Consider the following 20,533-nt stretch of genomic DNA (forward strand, 5'->3'; position numbering starts at 1 on the left):
TTTCGAAAGAAGACCTGAATGTCCGCCCCGCTTCCCTTGCGCAACATCGCGATTATCGCGCACGTCGACCACGGCAAGACCACCCTCGTCGACCAGCTCTTCCGCCAGTCCGGAACCTTCCGCGACAACCAGCGCGTCGAAGAGCGCGCGATGGATTCGAACGACCTCGAAAAGGAGCGCGGCATCACCATTCTGGCGAAGCCCACCTCGATCGAGTGGAACGGCTATCGCATCAACATCGTCGACACGCCCGGACACGCCGACTTCGGCGCCGAGGTGGAGCGCATCCTCTCGATGGTCGACGGCGTGGTCCTGCTGGTCGACAGCTCGGAAGGCGCGATGCCGCAGACCAAGTTCGTCACCGGCAAGGCGCTGGGCCTCGGCCTGAAGCCGATCGTCGTCGTCAACAAGATCGACCGTCCCGACGGCCGCCACGCCGAAGTGCTCGACGAAGTGTTCGACCTCTTCGTCAGCCTCGACGCCAACGACGAGCAGCTCGACTTCCCGACGCTCTACGCCTCGGGCCGCAACGGCTACGCCAGCGAAGATCCCAACGCGCGCGAAGGCACGCTGACCCCGCTGTTCGAGAAGATCATCGAGCACGTCCCCGCGCCTGCCGCCGACGTCGACGGACCGTTCAAGTTCCTCGTCACGCTGCTCGATCGCGACAACTTCCTGGGCCGCATCCTGACCGGCAAGGTCCAGTCGGGCACCGTCAAGGTCAACGACCAGATCCGCGCCCTCGACAACGACGGCAAGGTCGTCGAAGTCGGACGCGCTTCCAAGCTCCTCGCCTTCCATGGCCTCGACCGCGTCCCCGTCGAAGAAGCCAAGGCCGGCGACATCATCTCGATCGCAGGCCTCACCACCGCAACCGTTTCGAACACGATTGCCGACCCTTCGGTGACCGAGCCGCTCCACGCCCAGCCGATCGATCCGCCGACCCTGTCGATGCGCTTCGCGGTGAACGATTCGCCGATGGCCGGCCGCGAAGGCACCAAGGTGACGAGCCGCATGATCCGCGACCGCCTGGCGCGCGAAGCGGAATCGAACGTCGCCATCCGCGTCACCGAGAGCGCCGACAAGGACAGCTTCGAAGTCGCCGGCCGCGGTGAACTGCAGCTCGGCGTCGTCATCGAGACGATGCGCCGCGAAGGCTTCGAGCTGGGCATCAGCCGCCCGCGCGTGCTGTTCGACACCGACGAGGACGGCAAGCGCACCGAGCCCTACGAAATCGTCGTCATCGACGTGGACGAGGAATACTCGGGCACGGTCGTCGAGAAGATGGCCATGCGCAAGGGCGAGATGACCGACATGCGCCCCTCGGGCGGCGGCAAGACCCGCATCAGCTTCTCGGCCCCCTCGCGCGGCCTGATCGGCTACCACGGCGAGTTCCTGTCGGACACCCGCGGCACCGGCATCATGAACCGCCTGTTCGAGAAGTACGGTCCCTATCGCGGCACGATCGAAGGCCGCCAGAACGGCGTGCTGATCTCGAACGGCACGGGTGAAGCCGTGGGCTACGCGCTCAACTCGCTCGAAGAGCGCGGCGTGCTGTTCATCAAGCCGCAGGAAAAGATCTACGAGGGCATGATCATCGGCGAGAACGCCAAGCCCGACGATCTCGAAGTGAACCCGATGAAGTCGAAGCAGCTGACGAACTTCCGTTCGACCGGCAAGGACGACGCCATCCGCCTCACCCCGCCGCGCGTGATGACGCTCGAGCAGGCGATCGCCTACATCGACGACGACGAGATGGTCGAAGTCACCCCGCACTCGATCCGCCTGCGCAAGGCGTTCCTCGACCCGAACGAGCGCAAGAAGCAGGGCCGCAAGAAGGAAAGCGCCTGAGCCGTCGCTGACGCAGCTCGAGCGTGAAGAAAAGGGCGCGACGGTTCGACCGTCGCGCCCTTTTTCCGTTCCGGGGCCGGGAATGAAGCGGGGTCTCCACCTTCGCGGTGCCCTCGCCGTCCGCACAAGCAGAGACCGCAGGCGGCACCGGCCACCTGCGGTCTCTCCGGCGATCCCGGAAGGCTCAGCTCAGAACTGGAAGCCCACGGTCGCGCGCAGCGAGTGGAAGTCGAAGTTCTTGTCGTTGCCCTTGATGCGGGTGGAACCCGAATCGAGCAGGAACGGATTGGTCGCAGGCGCCGTGCCCTGGCCGACTTCGACGTTGTACTTGTTGTCGTTGTAGCGGCTGTAGAGGTATTCCAGGCCCAGGCTCATGTGGTCGTTCAGCATGATCTCGGTGCCGCCGCCGGCCTGCCAGCCCCACACGTTCTTGCCGTCGCGATGCTCGTCGAACGAGTTCGCGGTGTTGGTGGTGAAGAACGAATGGTCGAGCTTGGCGTAGCTGCCGCCGCCGGTGAGGTAGAACAACGCGCCGCCGCCGGGGGTGTAGCCCGCGCGCAGGCGGGCCGAGGCCGCCCAGTCCATCTCGCGCTGGAGGGCGTAGCCGGCAGGCGTGATGCTGTAGCCGGAAACCGCGTCCTTGGCCTCGGTCTTGGAGCCCTCGATCAGGCCGCCGACGACGAAGTTGCCCATGCGGCGGTCGTAGCCGATGCGCGCGCCGTACTCGGCACCGTCGCGGTCGCCGCGGCAGCCGCCGTTGGCGCGGGTCGAACCGCGGGCGAGGCCGTTGCAGAAGCCGGGCGCGAAGGCGTCGGCGCCGGTGACCGTGGTGACCTGGTCGTTGTACTTGCCGTCACCGTCGGTGTCGAACTTGAGAGTGTCGTAGCTATCCTTGTTCTGCACGGAATAGCCGCCGAAGCCCTGGACGTAGAGACCGTCGAAGTGGCTGTCGCGACCGCTCGGGGCGGGCGCCGCGTCCTGCGCGAAAGCGGGCGCAGCCGAAAGGGCGGCGGCAACCGCGATGGCGGATAGGGCGAGAGGGGAGTGCTTCATAGTATCCTTCCTGGAGTGGGGCGCGTCGTGGCCCTGCGGAAGGATCAAGCGTTGAAGACCGGCATAAGTTGCCGAAGTGGAATGGCGAATTTCGCTATTTCACAATATGTTACGAAAAAGACACAGGTATGGCCGGTTCCCCGGCCCGTCGCAGCGAGGGCCCGCCCGACCCCATCGGGGCGGGCGGGCACATCCTTCAGCCGGTCAGAAGGCGGCGGAAAGCGAGAACACGACCGTCGAGCCCGAGATCTGCGAGCCGTTCTTGGTCGAGGCGAAGTTCGGGGTGAGGTAAGCCCCTTCCGACTTCGAAATGTCGGTGTCGATGTAGGCGACGCCGAGCGTCACCGGACCGACGGCGAGGTCGGCACCGAGCATCCAGTCGAGGTAGCTGCCGGTTGGCGCGACGCTGGTGCCGTTGGGGCCCAGGCCCGAATTGCCGTCCGAATAGCCGAGGTGCGCCTTGACCGTGAGCGGCGTGCTCGGGATGCTGGCGCTGGCATCGCCCCAGATGTAGAGGTTGTCCGTCTTGGCGCCCGGCGCGTCGGGAATGCCGGTGGCGTAGGAATCGGCGTCGACGTACCAGCGGCCCAGCGCCTGCTGCTTGGGTGCATAGGCGACACCGACGAGGACCTTGCCAGGACCCACTTGGCCCGAAAGCTTGACGTAGGGTTCGGCGAAGTCGGTTTCCGAAGCGCCGCCCGGATACATGTACCAGGTCAGGCCCGCATCCAGGGTCACGCCGCTGGAGATCTCGGTCGAAAAGCCGCCGTAGATGTCGAGTTCGGTGTTCGAACCGCCGAAAGTGCCCCAGCCCGAAAGATTCGAGCCCCAGGTGCCGACGTAGAAGCCGCTTGCGTGGGTGACCGAGACGCCGCCCTGCACGGCCAGTTCCTTGTCGCTCTGCGAAACGCCGCGGAAGCGGTAGTCGGTGACGAGCGCGACGCTGCCGGCAACGGTGAATTCGCTGGGAACTTCCTCCTGCGCCATCGCGGGGGTCGCGGCAAACGCGGCGGCGCAGGCGGCGACGGAGCCGGCGAGGCCGGCGAAGAGACGAGACTTCATGGTTCGGAACACCCTCATGTTGCTGTTGTATTCACGTTCCGTCCTGCGTCCTGCGCGCCGGGCCTCGCTGCGTGGCGGGTCCGTTTCATGCCGGCTCGTTCAGGGGTACGCAGCGGGGTTGTCCGCTCTCTTGCCGTACCGTGACGAAATGTTGCTGATTTCTGCAGCGCAACATGTGTGTTCGCAGTGCAACACAAAGCGGAAGCGGATGTCCCTGACCATCGGGAAAACGGACGTCTCCGCCCTGCGGTGAAAAGAAGCGCAGGCCGGTAAAAGAAAAGCCGGGCGGAGCGCTGTTGGCGCTCCGCCCGGCAAGGTGGAGGGGCCGGGTGTGAGGGTCCCGGCCCGCCAGGTGTCCTTGTGCGGCTCAGCTCGCCAGGGGCAGCGGCAAGGGCCTGAGGATCGCGTCGGGGCCGGTGACGCGGTCGTTCTGGCCACCCTTCCGGCGGCGGCTTATCCATTCGGAGAGAGTCTCCGCGGTGGTGTGGTCGATGGCCTTGACCCGGTCGAGGTCGAGGTGGATCGGGCGGTTCGCCGGCTGCTTTTCCAGCACCGCGTTGAGGCGGGTGAGGCCGACGAACGTGGCCGCGCCATTCAGCTCCACGCGGGTGGCCTCGCCCTCGTCGTGCTCGTTCACCTTCAGGCGAAGATGCCTGAAGTGCGGCAGCAGTTCGACGACCGAGAGCGCCAGCCCGACGAGCACGCCGGTCAGGAGGTCGGTGGTGACGACGAGGATGAAGGTCACCGCCCAGATCGCGGCGGGCAGCGGCCCATGCGCCTTGAACAGGTGGGTGACGTGCTTGACGCTGACGAGGCGCCAGCCGGTCACGACCAGGATGCCGCCGAGAGCGGCCATCGGCACTTCGCGCAGCAGCCAGGGCAGCAGCGCGACGAAGCCGAGGATCCAGGTGCCGTGCATGATCGTCGACAGGCGGGTCTTGCCGCCGGCCTGCACGTTGGCCGAGGAGCGCACGATCACGCCCGTCATCGGCAGCGCGCCGAACAGGCCGCACAGGAAGTTGCCCACGCCCTGCGCGCGCAGTTCCTTGTCGTACTTCGTGCGAACGCCGTCGTGCATGCGGTCGACCGCGGCGGCCGAGAGCAGCGTCTCGGCGCTGGCGATGAAGGCGATGGCGAGCGCGGCGACGACCAGCGAGGGGTTGGCGAGCGGCGCGAACCAGGCGGCGCTGGTGGGGAAGGTGAAAGCGGCGGCGATCGAGGCGGGGACCTCGATGCGCGCGACGTCCAGGCTCATGCCCCAGGCGACGCCCGTGGCCGCCAGCACGCCGAGCAGCGCGCCCGGAACCAGCGTCAGCGACTTGGGCCGCAGCTTCTCCCAGCCCAGCATGACGCCGATGGTCAGCACGCCGATCGCCAGCGCCATCTCGGTCGAGGCGGCGTTGGAGAAGTCCAGGCCGAACACGCGGCCGGGCATGGCCGCCAGGTTCTGCAGCCCGCTCGACAGGGGCTTCTCGTCGAACAGGATGTGGAACTGGCCGATGACGATCAGCGCGCCGATGCCGGCGAGCATGCCGTGGACCACCGCCGGGCTGATGGCGCGGAACAGGCCGCCCAGGCGCAAGGCGCCGGCGATGAGCTGGAGGATGCCGGCAAGCAGCAGGACGGGCCCGAGCGCGTCGAGCCCGTGTTCGCGGACGAATTCGAACACGATGACCGCAAGGCCTGCGGCCGGACCGCTGACCTGGAGCGGCGAACCCGCCAGCATGCCCACGACGATGCCGCCGACGATGCCCGTGACCAGGCCCCTCTCCGGCGGCACGCCCGAGGCGATGGCGATGCCCATGCACAGCGGCATGGCGACCAGGAACACGACGATCGACGCCGTGAAATCGCGGCCGAAGTGGGAGAAGAGGCCGCTACGCCCTTCTCCCTGACCTTCTGCCTGAATGCCGGCGGCGCTCATTCGGCCGCTTCCGCGTATTCGGTGGCGAAGCGGCTGCGCGCGGCGAGGGCGACGGGAAGGTCGCGATCCTCGCGCAGGGTGATGAACTCGCCGGTGTCGCCGTTGAGGCCGAGGACCTGGCCGGCGTGGATGTCGACGAACCAGCCGTGCAGCGTGATCTCGCCGCGCGCGATGCCGGCAGCGACCGCCGGGTGCGTGCGCAAGTGGCTGAGCTGGGCGATGATGTTCTCCAGGGTGATCGCGCGCACGCGCTCCTTGCCCTCGAGATCGGCGTGGCAGGTGCTGACGATGTGCTCCGCCGCGGCGCCGTGCTTGAGCCATGCAGCGACGTTGGGCATCGCCTCAAGGCCGGTCGGATCGCTGAGCGCCTTCATCGCGCCGCAGTCCGAGTGGCCGGCGACGATGATGTCGCGCACGCCGAGCGCCGCGACGGCATATTCGACCGTGGAGGTCACGCCGCCGTTCTGCGTCGAATAGGGCGGCACGATGTTGCCCGCGTTACGACACACGAACAGGTCGCCCGGGTCGGCCTGGACGATGTGCTCGGGCACCACGCGCGAGTCGGCGCAGGAGATTATCAGCGCCTTGGGGAACTGGCCTTTCGCGGTCAGTTCGCCGAAAAGCTCGCTGCTGGCGGGGAATGTGGTCTTCTCGAAATTGAAGACGCGACCGATGAGCTCGTTCACCTTTGTCACCTTTCTTGTTCTGGCGTCGCCGACGCATGGCTGGCGACTTATCCGGAAAGGTAGGTGGTGAGATTTTCGGATGTCGTGCGCGAACGTAACGAAAGCTTGCTGCGGTGCAGCGGAATTTTTGCGGGAGGATGAAACAGGGATTTCCCTTAGGTTTCCTTACCTATTTCCGCCGCCGTAACGTCAACTCTGACCCCGTTTCCGGACCTATCCCCGCTCCCATGCGCAAGGTCGTGTCGCCATCGGCGATGTCGGCTTGCGGCCACAAAGCAGCGGGGTCGCGGCTCGATGGGCCTTGCAACGAGTTCAGGGTGACGCGGCGGGGAGAGGATGACACAGGCAGCGCGGGAGACCCATGGGGAGACCAGTGGGGGAGACCAGCGCCGCGCCGATCGTCAGTCGGTGCCGAGCGGCAGGCGGATCGTCGCGCGCAGGCCGCCTTCGGGCCGGTTGCGCAAGTCGAGCGTGCCGTTTTCCATGCGCACCGCCTTGCGCACGATCGGCAGGCCCAGGCCCATCCCCGCCGTATCGCGCGCGCGCGCCGTGTCGAGCCGGACGAAGGGCTGGAGCGCATCGGCGATGCGGTCCTCGGGGATGCCGGGCCCGTCGTCCTCGACCACGATCTCGGCCCCGCCGCCGTCGCGCCGCACGGTGACGCGAGCATTGCCGCCGTAGTGTATGGCGTTCTCGATGAGGTTCGACAGGGCGCGGCGGATAGGGACGGGCCGGACTTTCAGCGTCAGGCTGGAGACGCCGGAATACGTCGCGTCGGCGCCATGGTCGGCGGCGGTGTCGACCAGCGTCTCGGCCATCACCGCGATGTCGATCAGCTCGGCCGGAATCGTCCGGCCGTCGCTGTCGACGTAGGCCTGGATCGAATCGAGCAGGAGCCGCATCTCCTCGATGTCGTGCGACAGCCCCTCGCGCACTTCGGGATCGACGCTCTCGTCGTCGAGGCGCAGGCGCATGCGCGAAAGCGGGGTCTTGAGATCGTGGCCGATCGCCAGCATCGTCTGGGTGCGGTCGACCAGCGACTGGTGGATGCGCGCCTGCATCGCGTTGAGCGCGCGGATCAGTTCGCGCAGCTCGTCGGGGCCGCGCTCGGGCACCGGGCTCGGCGGCCCCGAACCCAGGTGGCGGGTGGCGCCGATGAGGTCGCGCAGCGGCCTGAGGGTGGCACGCACCAGCAGCCAGGCCAGGGCGATCAGCAGCAGGGTCGGCAGCACGAGGCTGGCCACGCGCCCGACGGTCAGCTTCCAGGCGGCGCTGGCATGGGTGTGGAAGCCCACCACGCTGCGGTCGGAAAGGCGGAACGAGCCGCCGATATTGCCCTTGCCCGGCAGTTCCTCGAGATGCAGTTCGAGGTCGGCGTGGGCCAGTTCCGGCTCGATCTCCACCACTTGCGCCCGCAAGTTGGAGAGACCCAGCGAACCGCGCCGGCGGTCGTTCGGCGCGGTCCAGACCAGCCGGAAGCGGTCGGTGCTGAGCACTTGGGCGACCGCCCCGCGCTCCGTCGCATCGGCATGTTCGAGCGTGCGGTGGGCGAGGACGAGATTCTCGGCGATGCGGTCGGCATCGTCGCGGCGCAGCTCGAAGGAGTTGACCCGGTCGAACAGGAAGCAGTTGGCGGCGAACTCGACGAGGACGACGAGCACCAGTACCGCCAGCAGCCGCTCGGGCAGGCCCATCCGCCTGAACAGGGCCACGCATCGGCGCAGCATCAGGCGGGCCTGCCGACCATCAGGCGCGCGTCACTTCCGCCTTGAACATGTAGCCGACGCCGCGAACCGTGACGATCGGCGATTCGCAACCCTCGGCCTGGAGCTTGCGACGCAGGCGGCTGACGAGGACGTCGATGCTGCGGTCCGAACTGTCGCCGATGCGCGAGCGCGAAAGCTCCATCAGCCGCTCGCGGCCCAGCACGCGCTGGGGATAGCCGAGGAACGTGGAGAGCAGATCGAACTCCGCGCCCGTCAGGTCGACGATCGCGCCGCTGGGCGAGCGCAGTTCGCGCCGCGCCATCGCTACCTGCCAGCCCTCGAAATGGATCATGTCCTGCCCGCGCGCGTCGACGGCCGGCTCGCTGGCCGAATCGAGGCCGCCGCCCCGGCGCAGCACGGCGCTGACACGGGCCGCCAGTTCGCGGGTGCTGAACGGCTTGGCGAGATAGTCGTCGGCGCCCAGCTCGAGGCCGAGCACGCGGTCCTCCTCGCTGCCGCGCGCGCTGACGAAGATGATCGGCACGTCGCTTTCGCGGCGCAGGCGCCGGAACAGGTCGAAGCCGCTGGTGCCCGGCAGCATGATGTCGAGGACTACCAGATGCACCGTCGCCTCGCGCAGGGTGACCCACATCTCGGCGCCGGTGGCGGCGGTGAGCACGTTGAACCCGCTCTGGCGCAAGGCCCGCGCCGTCAGCGTGCGAAGGGCTCCGTCGTCCTCGACCAGCAGAATTGTGGGTGGGGTTGTCATCGTTTCGGAGGAAAGCCTGTAGCGGGGGGCGACCGTCATCGTGCTGTGCTTGTTCCTGCTGCCATATAGGGAACCGGCGCGGTGTGGGAAGCCGCGCCGGTCGGAAAATGTCCCGCCGCCACAACGATCCGGGGAGGAAAGGCGGGCGGTGCGGCCCTTAGCCGCCGTATCGAGGATCGCCTCGCCCTGGCGCGGCGATGCTCGACATGCGGTGAATCAGCGGGCGTGTTCGCGCGCGGTGCCGGCGTCGGCCTGGGCGAGCGCCGCGCGCTCGGTCTGTTCGGCCTGGGCGATGTTGTGGCGGCACACGCGGCCCTTCGAAGGCTCGGGATGGCAGGCGACCGGAGCGCTCGAACGCGCCACGGGGGCGCCGCGGGCGGGAGTGGGGTGGCCCTTCATGGCAGCGACGGTCTCTCCGGCATAGCCGGCCGACACGGGAGCGGCGGCAGGCGACGAAAGCGAGACCAGGGCGAGAAGAGCGGCAGAAATCATGGGTATTCTCCAATCGGACAAATCGATGATGTCAGATTGGGGACCGCACATGTCGCGTTTCGGGCCTGTGCGTTACGAAGTGTTGCCCGCTCGCGGCATCGCCGCGGTTCATACAATTGCGTACAATCGTGAATGGAATCTGCCAGACCCGCTTCGATCCGGTTCAGACGACGAGGTCTAGAACAAACTCAACACGGGGACAACGGCTTCCTTACCGGCCGCTTCCCGCAAGGAGTTTACGCTCATGAACCTGTTCAAGAAGACCGCCCTCGCCGCCGGCCTCGCCGCGACCGCCCTCGCCAGCACCACGCCGGCCATGGCGCGCGACTATCACCGCGGCAACGACAACACCGCCGCCGTCGCGATCGGCGCGGGCATCCTGGGCCTCGCGGTCGGTGCCATCGCCGCCTCGTCGAGCAACCGCAACGACCGCTACTACGACGATCGCTACGAAGGCCGCGCCTATGTCAGCGACTGGTCCTACCGCGACGGCTACTACTGGGATCGCGATGGCGGCCGCCATGGCCGCGACGAATACCAGCGCTACGGCCGTGACCATCGCGGCCCGGACCGCAGCGACTGGCGCCGCGGCTACGACCACGACCGCGACGACTACCGCCGCGGCTACTGACGAGGGAAAGGGGGGGGGACGCGCCCTCCCTCCCACCCAAGTCGCCGGGTAATCCCCCTCACCCGGCGGCAAGACGCCCGGCCCCACCTCCTGGCCGGGCGTCTTCGCGTGTGCGGCCGCTTCCCGACATCGATGCACAGGCATTTTGCGGGCGTTTTTCAGGTTGGCAGCGTTTTCCCTCGGTCTGTCGCACGCGCGATACGCTTCGTGACAAATTCACTCGCGGTTCAGTCCGCAGGGCCCATTTTCCTTCCAACGCGCCCACCGCAACCGCCGTTACCCGGTTGGCCCGGAAAGGGAGTCGACTGACATGAATACCGTATTGAAGACCTTCGGAAAAAAGCTGGCCATGGGCGTCGCGCTCTCGGCTTCGCTATTGATGGCGGCTGCCCCCGCCGAGGCGCGCGACCGCTACTATGACCGGGGCGGCAACGATGCCGCGATCGCCATCGGCGCGGGCGTCATCGGCCTTGCGCTGGGTGCGGCCATCGCCGATCGCGGGGACGACCGCTACTACGATCGCGGCTACTATTCCTCGCGCCGCTACGTCACCGTGCGCGACCGGCCGGGCTACTACTATTACTACGAAGGCCGCCCGAACCGCTACTACCGCGACCGGTACTACGACCGCTACTATGCTCCGTACTATCGCGAGCGCTACAGCCGCGGCGACCGCTGGAACCGTGGCTGGGAGCGCGGCCACAACTGGCGCGACGACCGCCGCTGGGATCGTCACGACCGCCGCTGGGATCGCCGCGGCGACCGCAGGCACGAGTGGCGCGGAGATCGCCGCGACGACCGTGACTGGCGCCGCCGCTAAGTCCTGATCCCCAGCGAAGATGCACTCGCGGGTCGGCGACCGGCCGGATTCCAACCTCCTGGATTCGGCTGGCGTTGCCCGCGAGCCGCACCTTTCGGCGCAAGGCCAGCCGCTCCGTGAACCGCCCTCGCCAAGCGCGGCGGGGGCGGCTATGGGCCTGCGCACCATGGAAACCGCAGACCTTCGCATCGCCCTGTTCTCGGGCAACTACAACTACGTCCGCGACGGCGCCAACCAGGCGCTCAACCGCCTCGTCGGCTACCTCCTGCGCCAGGGCGCTCAAGTGCGCGTCTACGCCCCCACCGTCGCCAAGCCCGCGTTCGAGCCCACCGGCGATCTCGTGAGCGTCCACTCGATCCCTATCCCCAACCGGCCCGAATATCGCATCCCCCTCACCTTCTGGGGCAAGGCCGGCCGCGACCTCGCGCGATTCGCGCCCAACGTGGTCCACGTCTCCTCGCCGGACCCGGTCGGCCACCAGGCCGTCACCTGGGCCCGCCGCCGCAAGCTGCCGGTGCTGTCCTCGGTCCACACCCGGTTCGAGACGTACTTGCGCTACTACAACATGGCCTGGGGCGAGCCGCTGATCGAGGCGATGCTGCGCCGCTTCTACCGTCGCTGCGACGCGCTGGTGGCCCCGTCCGAGAGCATGGCCCAGCTTCTGCGCGAGCAGCGCATGAACTACGACGTCTCGATCTGGTCGCGCGGGGTCGACCACGAGGTCTTCAACCCCGGTCGCCGGGACCTGGAATGGCGCCGCGCCAACGGCATCGCCGACCACGAGGTCGCAATCGGCTTCCTCGGCCGCCTGGTCATGGAAAAGGGCCTCGACGTCTTCTCCGACACCATCGACGAGCTGCGCCGCCGGGGCATTGCCAACAAGGTGATGGTGATCGGCGAAGGCCCCGCGCGCGAATGGTTCGAGGAGCGCCTGCCCGGCGCGGCCTTCGTCGGCTTCCAGATGGGATCGGACCTCGGCCGCGCGGTCGCCTCGATGGACGTGCTGTTCAACCCCTCGGTCACCGAGACGTTCGGCAACGTCACGCTCGAGGCGATGGCCTGCGGATTGCCGGTCGTCGCCGCCGCCGCGACCGGCAGCCAGAGCCTCGTCGACGACCGCGTCTCGGGCCGCCTGATCCCGCCCGGCGCCGTCCACCAGTTCGCCGAGGCGCTCAAGGGCTATGTCGAGAACGCCGATCTGCGCTGCACCCACGGCCGCGCCGGCGTCTCCCGGGCCAGCGAGTTCAGCTGGGACCGCATCAACCAGGCGGTCGCCGACACCTACTTGCGCCTGATCCGCCAGAAGGCCCGCGGCTAGGAGCGTTCCTCAGGCGCCGGGCACGCGCCGTGCGTGGTCGCGGGCGAGGCCTGCCTCACCCGTCACGACCTCGCCCACGACAACGCAGTCCCGGCCCGCGCGCTTGGCGGCATAGAGCGAGGCATCGGCGCTGCGGTAGAGCGCGCCCATCACCTCGCCGCCTCCCCTGCCGCCCTCCGTCCCGGGCGCATCCGCCTCGGCGATGCCGATGCTCACGGTCACCTTGCGTCCGGCGATCGCGGGCCCATGATCGCAGGCGGCGATCTCGCGGCGCACGCCCTCGGCAAAGCGCATCAGCGCGAAGCCTTCGAGCCCGCCGACGATCATCGCGAACTCCTCGCCGCCGATGCGCGCCGGGACGCACCACGCACCGCGGTGTTCGCCACCGTCCCACCGCGCGAGGCACCGGGCGATCGTGGCGAGCACCACGTCGCCCGCATCGTGCCCATATACGTCGTTGATCGACTTGAAGAAATCGACGTCGATCAGCATCAGCGCCACCGCCCCGCCACCCGACGCGTCACCCGACGCGGCCAGCCGCGCCTCGGCAACCTCGAAGAAGCCGCGCCGGTTGCGCAGGCCCGTCAGCGGATCGCGGCGCGCCAGTTCGTGCGCCTGTGCCTCGGCGCGACGCGCCATGTCGCGCTGCATCCGCAGCCGCGCATAGGCGCGCGAAGCGGAGATCGAGAGCCACAGCGTCTGCCAGGCGGCCGAGAACAGCACCAGCAACTGCGAGCCGCCGCCCCACAGCCAGTGGTCGGTGTCGACGATGCTCGTGCCGCCCAGCACCAGCATCGGCACCGCCCAGGCGCCGGTAAAGCTGCGCGCCTCCGGGCTGCCCCGCCGCCAGGCCTGCGCGAGGCAAGTCGCCACCGCGACGAGCACCGCCAGCGTCACCACGCCGAGCAGCGTCGCCATCAGGTCGATCGGCCCGCTGCGCATCAGCGACAGCGGCACCCCCAACGCGCCCGAGAGGCAGCCCAGCGCCAGCGTCGCCCTGCGCAGGCGCGGGTCCAGGTGTTGCTCCTCAATGGCGGTGACGGCGCTCAGGGTCGCCAGCATGACGGCCAGGCACGCAAGCCCGGTGCAGACCTGCGCCGAAATCGCCCCGGCCATGCCCGGCAGCACCAGCAGGAGCAGTTGCGACCAGCATGCGCCCCACACCAGCATGCAGGCCGCCCAGCCCGCCTGCCAGGCCGAGAACTGGCGCCGCGCGACGATCGCCAGCGACGCGTTGTAGCTCGCCCCGACCAGCAGCAGCATCAACGCCGAGCCGATCACGGCCGCCAGCACTGTCGACTGCTGTTCCTCCGCTTCCGGCCCGGCTAGCTGCAAGCGCAGGAGATTGGCGCTGGCAAGCCGGTCGAAGCGCAAGGTCATCGCCGCGACCGGCACCGCGCGGCGAGGAGCCGAGAAGGCGATCTGCGCGCCGGCCCGCCAGTGCGAGCCGAAGTCGCCGCTGCGCACCTGCTGGCGCACGCGCGCGCCATCGGCATAAGTGAAAGTGACCTCAAGGCGGTCGAAGCGGGAATTGTGGACCAGCAGCGCGGGTTCCTCCCGGGCCAGCGGATCGCCGGAAAGATCGGCGCGCAGCCACAAGCTGCCGTTCTGGTAGCCCGCGGGCTCCCCCGCACAGGAGAACGCCGGCACGAACGCCTCGCCCGCCACCTTCGCGCTTGTCGCATGGCACAGGCGATGGCCGCCCACCGAAAGGTCGCCGGCGAGGGCGGCGCCACCGGCACAGCACAGCCACAAGGCAGCGGCGAAGGCCAGCGCCAGCCCCCGGCAGGCACGGCGAAAGGACGAATCGATCTCCATCGGCCCCGTGCCATGACACAGGTTTTCCTTAGGGGTAGTTACTTAATGATCGCGAAAGGATATTCCGCCGCGTCACTGCATCCACCCCACGCGCAACAAGGCGCGGCGGTTGGTGGCTCCGCCGCGCCTTGCGCTTCTCCCCTTCCCTTGGTTCTTCGCGACGGCCCAGCCGACCTTCGCGATTGTTCTCCCTGCGTTTTTTCTTTTTTGAACCTGTTCGTACCCGCTCGTCAGCCAAGCTTGCGCTGGAGCCGCACCAGCGCGCGGTCGATGTCGGCCCGCGCGGTGTCGCCCACTTCGCCCTGCACCACCCGGTAGACGATCCGCCCGTTCACCAGCGAATAGGCCACCGTCGCCATGCCGTCGTTGAAACTGGCAAGGTAGAGCGCCGGCTTGCGCTGGAGCAGGGCGAGATCGTCCGCTCGGGGAACCAGGGTGTCGCGCATGTAGTAGGCACCGGTTATGACGCCGGGCTCCACCCGCGCATCGGCGGCATGGCCCGTTCCGGACATCGCCATCGCGAGCAGGACGAGGCCCGCCTGCAATGCTGCCAGGAATTGCTTCATGACCACTGTCCCCTTCCCATGCGGAGCCTTCTTGCGGTCCGTCATCTCGTGAGCCGATTCGTACCATCCGCCGGGGCTTCCCGGAAGCGAACAATCCTCAGGAACCTTAGGGTTTCTGCGGTTTCCGCAGCGCAAAACGATAGGCGTACCGCATGGTTCGACGATCTTGCGAGGCTGCGAGACCCGGGCGCGGGACCCCGTTCCGGCAAAGCCCGCGCAGCGCCGTGGCTTTCTCCTCGCGTGAAGGGTCGGCAGACCGTGACGCCGCTTCCACGACCCGCTCGAAGCGCCTATGCTCATGCTGCAGGCGCAAATGCGGTCATCGCGCCGAAATCGGCCCGAATCACGCTTGTCGGGCCTTGCCGGAACCCTCCGGCGGGGGCCGCGTTGCACGGACCGCACCGCGAATTTTCCACGAGAAAGGCCCCGACCATGACCACGAATTCCGCTTCCGCCCGCTACGAAGGCCTCGGCAAGGGCGGCAAGGGCTCGATCACCACCAAGTCGGGCGTGCTGAGCGACCAGCCCTATGGCTTTGGCACCCGCTTCGAAGGCCAGCCGGGCACCAACCCCGAGGAACTGATCGCCGCTGCCCACGCCGCCTGCTTCACCATGGCCACCAGCTTCGCGCTCGCCGCCGCCGGTCATGCCGACGGCACGCTCGACACCCAGTGCACCGTCACGCTCGACAAGGACGGTCCGGGCTTCTCGGTGACCAAGTCCGCCCTCACGCTGACCGCCTCGATCCCGGGCATCACGCCCGAGGACTTCGCCCGCATCGCCGACGAGGCCAAGGCCGGCTGCCCGATTTCCAAGCTGCTGAACTGCGAGATCACGCTCGAGAAGTCGCTGGGCGACTGACGGGCGCACATCCGGCCGCCGATCTGGCTTTCCCGGCCGTCATCGTCCAAGGCGCTAGGGCGCGGCGATCACCGCCGCGCCGCTGAAGGAAACAATGATGGCCGGTGACGACGACGACTACGTCTACGACGAGGAAAGCGGCGAATGGCTGCCGGCCGGAGACCTCGCCGAACGCCGCGCCGCCGCCGACCGGGTCGAGGTCCGCGACGCGGTGGGCAACCTGCTTGCCGACGGCGACCAGGTGACGCTCGTGAAGGATCTCGACGTCAAGGGCGCCGGGCAGACCCTCAAGCAGGGCACGCTCATCAAGTCGATCCGGCTCACCGGCGATCCGCAGGAGATCGACTGCAAGTTCCCCGGCATCAAGGGCCTGGTCCTGCGCGCCGAGTTCGTCCGCAAGCGCTGAGGCGGCGAAACCCTATCCGCCGCTGCTGCGGGGCCGCCGGTCGGTCCAGCCGCAGCCGTTGCGGGTCTCGGACCCGATCTGCAGCGTCACGATGAACGGATAGTGCGCGTCGGACATGCCGTCGCTGCATGGCGCCGGGGTGACCACCAGCGTCGCCGCGCCGGCCGCCAGAGTGCCGCTGAACGATACGCCCCCGCGCCCGGCGAAGCGGCTGGCGGGCACCGTCTCGCCCTTCTCGTTGCCGGGGGTGGTATACGTCAGTCCCTCCGGCCCCACGCTTCCCCCCCAGAACGGCTCGGTACCGAGGAAGCGCACGGTCTCACCGGCGGCGATGCCGTTCCAGGGATGATGGTCCTTGGCATCGCCCGGCACCCGCTCCGCCGGGGAGTGGCATGCTGCAACAGCGAGAAGCGCCAGCGGCAGCGCGGACAGGCACAGGGAAGGACGGCTCATGCCCACCGGCCTAGCCCACGAATTGCTTGGCGAACAAGTCCGATCGACGGCGAATCACCGCGAATCATCTCGGCGCGGCCACTTGTCATCGCGCTGATTCCCAGCATCGGCAGGCGAAAATGACCAATGCCGGCACGGGTGCCGATTTTTTTCGGACACGACGTTCTCGGCATCTGCTTAAAAATCAGGCAAATATTGGCACTGTTGCAAAATATGCACCAATGGGTTCTCCTATTGAAATTGCACCCCGTCGCCACATCCGCTTTTGCTGCAACGCAACAAGAAAAGAGATGCCCGAGGCAATCTTCCTGCCTCTCAGACTTAGGGATTTTGCCATGTTCAAGACCGTTCTCGCTGCCGCCGCCGTTTCCTTCCTGGCCGTTCCGGCCGTTGCCCAGGCGAACGACGCCCGCGAGTTTTCGCACGAGGGCGTGAACTACGCCTACACCACCCAGCAGAAGGGCAAGGTCACCGTGATCGACGGCGCCACCTCTGCCGGCGTGCCGTTCCGTCTCTACGTCAAGGGCGACCGCGTCTCGGGCACCTACAACAGCCGCTACGTCTCGTTCACGACCGCCGAAGCCTCGAAGCTGAACCTCGGCCAGTAATCGGGCAACTGATCGCGCCGCCGCGCACCCGGGCATCCTCCTCTCTCCCAACGCCCGGGTGAAGCAGCGCCGAACAGGGCGCCGTCCCCCTCGTGCGGGACGGCGCCCTTTTTGCGTCGCGTTCAGCCCGCCGACAGCCAGGCCCGGCTAGTCCCGTCCCGGGGACGGTCCGTTCAATTCTGGAGGTTCGATTGGCTGCGGGAAAACTGCTCGTCCTGCTACTGGTGGGCGGGCTCGCCGGCGCTGCGTTCGCCGCCATGACGACCGGAACGATGCGCCCGTACCGCGTAGCCGAAGGCAGCCGCGCGCATGGCGAAGGCGACGTGGGCGCCTACGCCGCACCGCCCGACCGCCGGTCCTGGCTGGACGAAGGCCTCTCGCTCCTCGATTCGCCCGCCTGGCCCTTCGGCCATGGCTCGGGACACGACGATGCCGCGCGGATCGACCCCGAGGACGAAGGCCCCTACGACTACGCCCCGACCCGGGACGACGAGCGCGACTACGGTTCGCACGACGCCGGCAACGTCTACGGGGACGGAGGCTACGACATCGCTCCCTCCGCCGACCGCCCGGCGCCCGCCGGCCCCGCCCCGGCCGAGGCGGATGCCGCGACCGATGCCGCCAGCCGCGCCGCCGCCGCCGCGCAGGACGTCATCGCCGCCGAACACGCGAACTAGGACGGCTCGACATTCAGGTTTTGTGGCCTGCAAAGGGCCCCGCCCGGAGGCTTCGGCACTGGCCCGTGGCGCCGCCGCCCGCTAACAGCGGGCGATGAACGATCCCGTTTCCGACCGGACCCTCGCCCGCGCCGACATCGAGCAGCTCCTGGCATCGCCCGGCGGCGTGCCCTGGCACCTGGTCGACTGCGACCTGGAGGGGGCCGACCTGTCCCGGCTCGACCTCTCGCAATGGACCTTCGACCGCTGCGCCCTGCGCCGCACCGACTTCGCCGGCACCAGGCTCGAGGGCACCACCTGGCAATCGTGCCGCGGCGCGTTCGCCGACTTCGTAGCCGGCGACCTCACCGACGCCCGGCTCGTCTCCTGCGACTTCAACAACGCCTCGTTCCGCCGCGCCACGCTCGATTCGGCGGCTTTCACGCGCTGCAAGCTGACCGGCGCCGACCTGACCGAAGCCCGCGCCGTCGCCCTGAAATTCGACGAGACGCTGCTGATCGATACCCGCCTCGCCGGCCACTCGTTCCGCAAGGCGCGACTGGAACGGATCGACTTCTCGCAGGCCGACCTCAGGAAGTGCGACTTCCGCCAGGCGACGTTCAGCGGCTGCAGCCTGCGCGACGCGCAAGTCGACGGCGCCCGGTTCGACGGGGCGGATTTGCGCGGTGCGGACCTGGGCGGCCTGAAGCTGGCCGACGCCCGCCTGTTTCGCGGCGCGACGATCTCGGCCGAACAGGCAGGCCAACTGCTCGGCGAACTCGGCCTCGACGTCCGCTAGGCAAGGCGCGGAAGCAGCGTCCTCGTTGCTTGCCCCGGCCTGCGCCGGGGTCGCAACGACGATTCAGCGTGCCGTCACGCCGCGCGGATCAGGCGCTTTCGGAAAGCCGGTGCAGGTTGGCGCGCACGGCGCGGCGGTAGTAGGTGAGCGTGCGGCTGCAGACGGTGCCGGGATCGTGGCCGAGCTGGCCGCTCGCCAGCGCCAGGCTCCATTCCCAGCCGGCCCAGACCTTCTCGGTGACCATGCGCAGCATTTCGTCGCCTGCTCCGAGATCGGCCTGGCCGATACGCGCGGTCCTCAGGGCGATGACCGAACCGGCCTCTACCCATAGCTTGCCGGCGTCACGCATAAGAGCCTCGGGGGAATCTGACTTCATCGACGCAACGCTCCTGCACCCCGCCCGCGCGCAGGAATTGCGCGCTTGCCTGGCGAACACCGGCCGTTTTCGGGAATCCTCGCAATGAGCCCCACGGCGCGACCCCGCGCCGGGTTGCGCCCGGCCCATAGCCGATCGCGGCACGGGACCCAAGTGCTTTACGCTTAGGTAAGCGTGACGAAGATTTCCGCCTCGATCACCCACTCCCCGCCGACCTCCCGCCACTTGGCGGCATAAGTGCCGGCGGCCAGCGGTGTATCCGCGCCGGTTGCGGTGCCCTGCCAGCGCCCGTATTCCATCGCGATCGGCTCGACCGGGGAGCCGGTCACGGTCTCGCACGTGCGCACGTAGATCATGCGGCCCGGATGCGCGAACTCGCGGCGCCAGACTTTCACCTGGCCGATTCGCCCCGCGATCACCGCGCTGTCGGTGCCGGTGACCATCACGCAGTCCTTCGCCAGCAAAGGCCCGATCGCCGCGGCGTCGCCCTCGGCGATCGCCCGGTTGAACGCCGCGCGCCGGGTCCGGATGGCGAGTTCGGTGCCGCTCACGGACGGACCGGGTGGGCCGCGTGCTCGCCCACGACGGTGTTCCAGCGGCGCACGGTCCAGCGCTCGACGAGGCCGTTGGTCACGTAAGGGTCGGCCCGCGCGAACGCTTGGGCAAGCTCGGGCCCTTCGCCGGCGAAGAGCAGCAGCGACGTATCGACCGGGTCCTCGACCGCGCCGCCGAGCAGCAGTTCGCCGCGTTCAGCGGCATCCCAGGCCAGTTCCAGATGCTCCGTCCGAAACGCCGGGCGGCGCTCCAGGTAGTCGGGTGCGAGGTGATAGGTGAGCATGTAGTGGTCCATCGCCCTTCCTTGCCGAGGATCGGGCCCGGAGGAAAGGGCCTGCGCGCGCGCGCTCAGGCACATCCCTCGACATAGCCGAGCACCGGCATGGTCCCTACGTGGATCAGGCCGACCTTGCCGTCGCTGCCGATCTCGAAGCGCAGCGCCGGATCGCCGCTCGCGGCATTGGGTGCGGTGAGATACTTGGCAGGGGCATCCTCGTACTTGTGCGGCTCCTCGCGGAAGCCGGCGAACCACTTCTTCACTTCCGCCTCGCTGGCACCGACCCCCACGCCTTCGACCAGCTTCACGTCCGAGCGAGCGCCCACGGTGATGCGGCGCACCTTGCCGCCCTCGACGATCGCGTAGACGCCCGGATAGGCGGGCGAACTGACGGTGCGGCAGGCATCGCCGGCCTGCGCACCGCGCTCCGTCCAGGAACTACCCCTGGGCACTGCCTCGCCGATGCGCAAGTCGCCCAGCCCCTCGAGGCCGATCACGTTCGCGGCGGGCACGGCAGGCGAGGCCTCGCTCGCCGCGGCGGCCGGCGTCGGTCGGGCGGAAGGGACGGCTTCCACCGCATCGGTCGCCGAAGCGCCATCGGTCGGCGAAGTGCCATCGGCAGGCCCCGGGCCCGAACAGGCGGCAAGCGAGAGGGCGAGCAGAGCGGGTGCGGCGAACGCGGCGATGTGTCTCATGGCAGGAAAACGGCAGGCAATGCGCGCGGTTCCAGAAGGAGCGTGCCGCCCGGCCCCACGCGCAGCCGCGCCAGCACCACCCTGGGAGGGACGACCCCGGCGGAATCGCCGATCGGGGTGATCTTGAGACTCGCGTTCATACGGATGTCAT

At 68.4% G+C, this 20,533-nt stretch carries 24 protein-coding genes; 9 read left to right on the forward strand and 15 right to left on the reverse strand.

Translation table 11 applies throughout. The features are described from left to right. The first annotated feature begins 18 nt into the window (after nt 1–18). Nucleotides 19–1,851 carry a translational GTPase TypA gene (typA, locus tag ACFFDA_RS18935; protein ID WP_404482324.1) on the forward strand — a complete coding sequence of 611 codons (1,833 nt, stop codon included), beginning with the start codon at nt 19–21 and terminating at the stop codon, nt 1,849–1,851. 189 nt (nt 1,852–2,040) lie between these two features. Here typA and ACFFDA_RS18940 read toward each other — a convergent pair whose 3' ends face one another. The 7 genes from ACFFDA_RS18940 to ACFFDA_RS18970 form a co-directional block, all read right to left on the reverse strand. Continuing rightward, nucleotides 2,041–2,904 (reverse strand): outer membrane protein, encoded by an 864-nt coding sequence (locus tag ACFFDA_RS18940; protein WP_404482325.1) that lies wholly within the window; start codon nt 2,902–2,904, stop codon nt 2,041–2,043. Between the two features lie 204 nt (nt 2,905–3,108). Further along, on the reverse strand, nt 3,109–3,966 hold the full coding sequence (locus ACFFDA_RS18945; protein WP_404482326.1) for a TorF family putative porin: 858 nt from the start codon (nt 3,964–3,966) through the stop codon (nt 3,109–3,111). 367 nt (nt 3,967–4,333) lie between these two features. Beyond that, nucleotides 4,334–5,890 carry a SulP family inorganic anion transporter gene (locus tag ACFFDA_RS18950; protein ID WP_404482327.1) on the reverse strand — a complete coding sequence of 519 codons (1,557 nt, stop codon included), beginning with the start codon at nt 5,888–5,890 and terminating at the stop codon, nt 4,334–4,336. After that, complete coding sequence (locus ACFFDA_RS18955; RefSeq protein WP_404482328.1) at nt 5,887–6,576, reverse strand: carbonic anhydrase; 690 nt, start codon at nt 6,574–6,576, stop codon at nt 5,887–5,889. The genes ACFFDA_RS18950 and ACFFDA_RS18955 overlap by 4 nt, the downstream gene beginning before the upstream one ends. Nucleotides 6,577–6,977: 401 nt before the next feature. Then, a complete protein-coding gene (locus ACFFDA_RS18960; RefSeq protein WP_404482329.1) occupies nt 6,978–8,303 on the reverse strand; it encodes an ATP-binding protein in 1,326 nt (441 codons plus the stop codon). A 19-nt stretch (nt 8,304–8,322) separates the two neighbouring features. Further along, nucleotides 8,323–9,051, reverse strand: a complete 729-nt coding sequence (locus ACFFDA_RS18965) for a response regulator transcription factor (protein ID WP_404482787.1) — start codon at nt 9,049–9,051, stop codon at nt 8,323–8,325. Between the two features lie 216 nt (nt 9,052–9,267). Beyond that, nucleotides 9,268–9,543, reverse strand: a complete 276-nt coding sequence (locus ACFFDA_RS18970; RefSeq protein ID WP_404482330.1) for a hypothetical protein — start codon at nt 9,541–9,543, stop codon at nt 9,268–9,270. A gap of 244 nt (nt 9,544–9,787) precedes the next feature. On the opposite strand from ACFFDA_RS18970, the gene ACFFDA_RS18975 reads away from it, so the two are divergent. From ACFFDA_RS18975 to ACFFDA_RS18985, 3 genes are all read left to right on the forward strand, one after another. Then, nucleotides 9,788–10,174 (forward strand): hypothetical protein, encoded by a 387-nt coding sequence (locus tag ACFFDA_RS18975; RefSeq protein WP_404482331.1) that lies wholly within the window; start codon nt 9,788–9,790, stop codon nt 10,172–10,174. 310 nt (nt 10,175–10,484) lie between these two features. Next, on the forward strand, nt 10,485–10,994 hold the full coding sequence (locus ACFFDA_RS18980) for a hypothetical protein (RefSeq protein WP_404482332.1): 510 nt from the start codon (nt 10,485–10,487) through the stop codon (nt 10,992–10,994). Between the two features lie 166 nt (nt 10,995–11,160). Continuing rightward, nucleotides 11,161–12,312 (forward strand): glycosyltransferase family 4 protein, encoded by a 1,152-nt coding sequence (locus ACFFDA_RS18985; RefSeq protein ID WP_404482788.1) that lies wholly within the window; start codon nt 11,161–11,163, stop codon nt 12,310–12,312. A gap of 9 nt (nt 12,313–12,321) precedes the next feature. Here the strand turns inward: ACFFDA_RS18985 and ACFFDA_RS18990 are convergent, their stop codons facing one another. Together ACFFDA_RS18990 and ACFFDA_RS18995 are read right to left on the reverse strand one after the other, a co-directional pair. After that, nucleotides 12,322–14,130, reverse strand: coding sequence for a GGDEF domain-containing protein (locus ACFFDA_RS18990; RefSeq protein WP_404482333.1), 1,809 nt, complete (start codon nt 14,128–14,130; stop codon nt 12,322–12,324). Between the two features lie 230 nt (nt 14,131–14,360). After that, nucleotides 14,361–14,696: a hypothetical protein gene (locus tag ACFFDA_RS18995; protein ID WP_404482334.1), complete on the reverse strand. Its 336-nt coding sequence runs from the start codon at nt 14,694–14,696 to the stop codon at nt 14,361–14,363. Between the two features lie 432 nt (nt 14,697–15,128). Between ACFFDA_RS18995 and ACFFDA_RS19000 the strand changes: the two genes are divergently transcribed. Further along, the gene (locus tag ACFFDA_RS19000) at nt 15,129–15,557 is read left to right on the forward strand and encodes an OsmC family protein (RefSeq protein ID WP_404482335.1); all 429 of its coding nucleotides are present in this window, start codon (nt 15,129–15,131) and stop codon (nt 15,555–15,557) included. A gap of 97 nt (nt 15,558–15,654) precedes the next feature. Beyond that, on the forward strand, nt 15,655–15,963 hold the full coding sequence (locus ACFFDA_RS19005) for an alkylphosphonate utilization protein (protein WP_404482789.1): 309 nt from the start codon (nt 15,655–15,657) through the stop codon (nt 15,961–15,963). Between the two features lie 12 nt (nt 15,964–15,975). On the opposite strand, the gene ACFFDA_RS19010 is transcribed toward ACFFDA_RS19005, so the two are convergent. Then, nucleotides 15,976–16,416: a COG3650 family protein gene (locus ACFFDA_RS19010; protein WP_404482336.1), complete on the reverse strand. Its 441-nt coding sequence runs from the start codon at nt 16,414–16,416 to the stop codon at nt 15,976–15,978. A gap of 335 nt (nt 16,417–16,751) precedes the next feature. Here ACFFDA_RS19010 and ACFFDA_RS19015 point away from each other — a divergent pair, with 335 nt between their 5' ends. From ACFFDA_RS19015 to ACFFDA_RS19025, 3 genes are all read left to right on the forward strand, one after another. Then, on the forward strand, nt 16,752–17,024 hold the full coding sequence (locus ACFFDA_RS19015) for a hypothetical protein (protein ID WP_404482337.1): 273 nt from the start codon (nt 16,752–16,754) through the stop codon (nt 17,022–17,024). 191 nt (nt 17,025–17,215) lie between these two features. Continuing rightward, a complete protein-coding gene (locus ACFFDA_RS19020; RefSeq protein WP_404482338.1) occupies nt 17,216–17,701 on the forward strand; it encodes a hypothetical protein in 486 nt (161 codons plus the stop codon). A 94-nt stretch (nt 17,702–17,795) separates the two neighbouring features. Then, nucleotides 17,796–18,479 carry a pentapeptide repeat-containing protein gene (locus ACFFDA_RS19025; protein WP_404482339.1) on the forward strand — a complete coding sequence of 228 codons (684 nt, stop codon included), beginning with the start codon at nt 17,796–17,798 and terminating at the stop codon, nt 18,477–18,479. Between the two features lie 88 nt (nt 18,480–18,567). On the opposite strand, the gene ACFFDA_RS19030 is transcribed toward ACFFDA_RS19025, so the two are convergent. The 5 genes from ACFFDA_RS19030 to ACFFDA_RS19050 all read right to left on the reverse strand — a co-directional run bounded on the left by ACFFDA_RS19030 (nt 18,568) and on the right by ACFFDA_RS19050 (nt 20,522). Continuing rightward, nucleotides 18,568–18,855: a hypothetical protein gene (locus ACFFDA_RS19030; protein ID WP_404482340.1), complete on the reverse strand. Its 288-nt coding sequence runs from the start codon at nt 18,853–18,855 to the stop codon at nt 18,568–18,570. 164 nt (nt 18,856–19,019) lie between these two features. Continuing rightward, complete coding sequence (locus tag ACFFDA_RS19035) at nt 19,020–19,406, reverse strand: nuclear transport factor 2 family protein (RefSeq protein ID WP_404482341.1); 387 nt, start codon at nt 19,404–19,406, stop codon at nt 19,020–19,022. Beyond that, nucleotides 19,403–19,705: a YciI-like protein gene (locus ACFFDA_RS19040; protein ID WP_404482342.1), complete on the reverse strand. Its 303-nt coding sequence runs from the start codon at nt 19,703–19,705 to the stop codon at nt 19,403–19,405. Before ACFFDA_RS19040 ends, ACFFDA_RS19035 begins: the two co-directional genes overlap by 4 nt. Before the next feature lie 53 nt (nt 19,706–19,758). Then, nucleotides 19,759–20,382, reverse strand: coding sequence for a hypothetical protein (locus ACFFDA_RS19045; protein ID WP_404482343.1), 624 nt, complete (start codon nt 20,380–20,382; stop codon nt 19,759–19,761). Beyond that, nucleotides 20,379–20,522, reverse strand: coding sequence for a hypothetical protein (locus ACFFDA_RS19050; protein WP_404482344.1), 144 nt, complete (start codon nt 20,520–20,522; stop codon nt 20,379–20,381). Before ACFFDA_RS19050 ends, ACFFDA_RS19045 begins: the two co-directional genes overlap by 4 nt. Nucleotides 20,523–20,533: the final 11 nt, after the last annotated feature.

This window comes from Novosphingobium sp. BL-52-GroH (assembly GCF_044813085.1).
Taxonomy (GTDB): Bacteria; Pseudomonadota; Alphaproteobacteria; order Sphingomonadales; family Sphingomonadaceae; genus Novosphingobium.

Excerpts from the sequence above, each read along its gene's own strand:
- ACFFDA_RS18945 (WP_404482326.1), bottom strand. The coding sequence starts at position 3,966 with ATGAAGTCTCGTCTCTTCGCCGGCCTCGCCGGCTCCGTCGCCGCCTGC.
- ACFFDA_RS19040 (WP_404482342.1), bottom strand. The coding sequence starts at position 19,705 with ATGGACCACTACATGCTCACCTATCACCTCGCACCCGACTACCTGGAG.
- ACFFDA_RS19025 (WP_404482339.1), top strand. The coding sequence starts at position 17,796 with ATGAACGATCCCGTTTCCGACCGGACCCTCGCCCGCGCCGACATCGAG.
- ACFFDA_RS19050 (WP_404482344.1), bottom strand. The coding sequence starts at position 20,522 with ATGAACGCGAGTCTCAAGATCACCCCGATCGGCGATTCCGCCGGGGTC.
- ACFFDA_RS19030 (WP_404482340.1), bottom strand. The coding sequence starts at position 18,855 with ATGAAGTCAGATTCCCCCGAGGCTCTTATGCGTGACGCCGGCAAGCTA.
- ACFFDA_RS18970 (WP_404482330.1), bottom strand. The coding sequence starts at position 9,543 with ATGATTTCTGCCGCTCTTCTCGCCCTGGTCTCGCTTTCGTCGCCTGCC.
- ACFFDA_RS18975 (WP_404482331.1), top strand. The coding sequence starts at position 9,788 with ATGAACCTGTTCAAGAAGACCGCCCTCGCCGCCGGCCTCGCCGCGACC.
- ACFFDA_RS19015 (WP_404482337.1), top strand. The coding sequence starts at position 16,752 with ATGTTCAAGACCGTTCTCGCTGCCGCCGCCGTTTCCTTCCTGGCCGTT.
- typA (WP_404482324.1), top strand. The coding sequence starts at position 19 with ATGTCCGCCCCGCTTCCCTTGCGCAACATCGCGATTATCGCGCACGTC.
- ACFFDA_RS19005 (WP_404482789.1), top strand. The coding sequence starts at position 15,655 with ATGGCCGGTGACGACGACGACTACGTCTACGACGAGGAAAGCGGCGAA.
- ACFFDA_RS18990 (WP_404482333.1), bottom strand. The coding sequence starts at position 14,130 with ATGGAGATCGATTCGTCCTTTCGCCGTGCCTGCCGGGGGCTGGCGCTG.
- ACFFDA_RS18995 (WP_404482334.1), bottom strand. The coding sequence starts at position 14,696 with ATGAAGCAATTCCTGGCAGCATTGCAGGCGGGCCTCGTCCTGCTCGCG.
- ACFFDA_RS18950 (WP_404482327.1), bottom strand. The coding sequence starts at position 5,890 with ATGAGCGCCGCCGGCATTCAGGCAGAAGGTCAGGGAGAAGGGCGTAGC.
- ACFFDA_RS19000 (WP_404482335.1), top strand. The coding sequence starts at position 15,129 with ATGACCACGAATTCCGCTTCCGCCCGCTACGAAGGCCTCGGCAAGGGC.
- ACFFDA_RS18985 (WP_404482788.1), top strand. The coding sequence starts at position 11,161 with ATGGAAACCGCAGACCTTCGCATCGCCCTGTTCTCGGGCAACTACAAC.
- ACFFDA_RS19010 (WP_404482336.1), bottom strand. The coding sequence starts at position 16,416 with ATGAGCCGTCCTTCCCTGTGCCTGTCCGCGCTGCCGCTGGCGCTTCTC.
- ACFFDA_RS18940 (WP_404482325.1), bottom strand. The coding sequence starts at position 2,904 with ATGAAGCACTCCCCTCTCGCCCTATCCGCCATCGCGGTTGCCGCCGCC.
- ACFFDA_RS18980 (WP_404482332.1), top strand. The coding sequence starts at position 10,485 with ATGAATACCGTATTGAAGACCTTCGGAAAAAAGCTGGCCATGGGCGTC.
- ACFFDA_RS19045 (WP_404482343.1), bottom strand. The coding sequence starts at position 20,382 with ATGAGACACATCGCCGCGTTCGCCGCACCCGCTCTGCTCGCCCTCTCG.
- ACFFDA_RS18965 (WP_404482787.1), bottom strand. The coding sequence starts at position 9,051 with ATGACAACCCCACCCACAATTCTGCTGGTCGAGGACGACGGAGCCCTT.
- ACFFDA_RS18960 (WP_404482329.1), bottom strand. The coding sequence starts at position 8,303 with ATGCTGCGCCGATGCGTGGCCCTGTTCAGGCGGATGGGCCTGCCCGAG.